This window comes from Methylocystis sp. (genome assembly GCF_051061225.1).
In the GTDB taxonomy this organism is placed as follows: domain Bacteria; phylum Pseudomonadota; class Alphaproteobacteria; order Rhizobiales; family Beijerinckiaceae; genus Methylocystis.
In genome coordinates this window covers 1-2336 of sequence record NZ_JBPFEB010000050.1, presented here as the reverse complement: position 1 = coordinate 2336, position 2336 = coordinate 1, and the positions used below count along the sequence as shown (strand labels likewise).

Below are 2336 nucleotides of genomic sequence, written 5' to 3'. Positions count from 1 at the left end.
ATCACCTCGATGCGCCGCACCCCGGAGCCGTTAGGCTCAATCGATGGATCAAGTCTAGACACGAGCCTTATCTCCAAATCAGGAGATCAGACTCGCCGCTTTCATCTCGCGTTTGAAGGTGGGGCCGTAACAGCGCTTACGTTCCAGACGCGCTCGTAAGTTCGCCGGTTCCGTCTCGGCCGGAGCCCCGCCATAGAGCTTGCGCTTTGCGGATCATCTGCTTTCCTGTCTCAAAACGGGGCGACGAGCGCAAAAACGCATAGATTGTTATTCCCGGCGGTCGCGACAGGGGCGCGAACTCGGGCATTGCCACTTGCAAGATTGGCGGACAATGCCCGTGATTTCGGCGCCAGCGATCCCACTTCTCATCAAGGATGGCGGAATTTTGGGACGAGGCGATGACCATCACGCTCAACCACACGATCGTTCCTGCTCACAACAAACAGGATGCCGCGCGCTGGTTTGCTGAAACCTTTGGTTTGGTCTTTGCGGATGCAGACCATTTTGCGCTCGTGCGGGTGAATGAGACGTTGACGCTGTTATTTGCGGACGCGGCGTCGTTTGAAGCGCGGCACTACGCTTTTCACGTCAGCGACATCGAATTCGACGCCATTCTCGGGAGGGTCAAGGATAAGGGTATAGGTTTTGGAAGCGCGCCCTGGAGCCGGGACGACAGAAAGCTCAACAATTGGGGCGGCGGCCGGGGCGTCTATTTCGAGACTCCGGACGGCCATCTCATGGAGCTCATGACGGTTCCGCAGTGAGGGGCAGGCGCCGGGAAGCGCCGGGCCCCATCATCACGCACGATCGGCAAGATCGAGCGCCTTCAGCTTCTTTCTCAAGGGCCGTCGTCGTCCCCGGCATCCAGGACCACAACTATCGCAACATAGCGCGGAATCCGATCATCTCGACCAAGGCGTTCCAAGGCATACGGGTCGAGGTCGACACGCTGGTATCGTTCGACGACGTCTTGAGCCGGCTACGGGGACAAATGGGCTATGCAAGCGTGCCCGAGGTTGTGACCCTTGCGAAGGAGGCGACTACCGAAGCCGAATTCATTGCGAAAGTCCAAGGTCATTTTGTTGGAGGGAGCGCATTTATGCTCTTCCAGGAGCTTGATCATGGAGGATGGCTGCCGAGGTTGGGCATAAATCGGCACCTTATACGCTTGATTCTCCGCAATCCGCTAATCGCAGTTACTATGATCCGCCACGACATAAGGGGGGCCTTTTCGCCCCGGTGGAGGTCTTGGTCGCCGAGAATGAGAGGGGACCGGGCGCCACGATCACCTACGTTCTCCCATCGTCTCTGATCGTTATTGAGGAGAATCCACCGCTCCTAGAAGCTGCCAAGGCGCTCGATGAGAAGCTGAACGCCCTGATCGCCAAGGCAACCTCCTGATATTTTCCGGGCTCTCGGAGCCGCGCCCGATTACCGAGGAGGCGCTGACGGGAAGCCAGCATGAAGCCGCTCGCTCGGCGGAAAACCTCTGCCCAGCGATTTGCGTTCGCTCTCAAGCTCAATAGCGAGCTCCCTCTCTCTGGAGCAAGCCGGGCGCCCACCAAGTAAATCCTGCATCCTCGTAGTCGAGGATCCTAGCCGCAGCTCATTTTCTTCATTTCTCCGAGCCGAAGAAGCGGCGGCAGGAAGGGCCGGGCCTCAACGGAGGTAGGCATACGCGCGCCTACGACTCGCACCTGCTTCCGCCAATGCGATTAAGAACGGCCAACGTTTCCCGCGCGCTAACGAGCGTTAATTTTTGTGGAGCGCTTGTTCAGCGCTGACATCAAAAGCTCTTGAAGGTCAGCCGTGGATCTTTTTGTCAAAGCCAAGGACATTCCGGGTGTCAAGCACACGATCATTTGCGATGATCCCAAACGCGCCCTAGAAATTGTGAAGGAAGAGAGGGCGACCGGATGCGAGGTCTGGGTGGAGGACGCCACTGGGAAGCGACCAGCTTGAACGATATGGTGGCGGGCCAGAGCACCGCCGGCGGCAATCCAGCCTCCCGGTAATGCCTGCCAATGGATTTCGCGGCCTGCTTGACCGATTCCCGGATGCGAACATAGGCGCGGTACCGGAGATGTGGGTGAGGTTCGCGCCAGCGCAAACGCGGAAGCAGCTCATCGACCGGACGGATTTCTTCGTCAAGCCTTCCGCCGTCGCCGAATTGGCCTTGGCTTTGTTTTGCCAAGTGTAAATGCCGATTTTAAATTCCCCAGAAGTGCCTAAGTAAAATTCCCCAGTCTGGCGGGCATGGCGATCAGCCTATGTCTCGATCGGCGCCTCCGCTTTTTGGCGGCCGTCCACGGCGCCGGAGGGTCGGCGGGATCGGC

General features: G+C 58.4%; 2 protein-coding genes. Both read left to right on the top strand.

All coding sequences use genetic code 11. From position 1 onward, the window contains the following. Positions 1 to 398: 398 nt before the first annotated feature. Positions 399 to 764 (top strand): VOC family protein, encoded by a 366-nt coding sequence (locus ACR652_RS09900; RefSeq protein WP_434506347.1) that lies wholly within the window; start codon positions 399 to 401, stop codon positions 762 to 764. A 364-nt stretch (positions 765 to 1128) separates the two neighbouring features. Beyond that, positions 1129 to 1401, top strand: coding sequence for a hypothetical protein (locus ACR652_RS09895; RefSeq protein ID WP_434506346.1), 273 nt, complete (start codon positions 1129 to 1131; stop codon positions 1399 to 1401). The last annotated feature ends 935 nt before the right edge of the window (positions 1402 to 2336 follow it).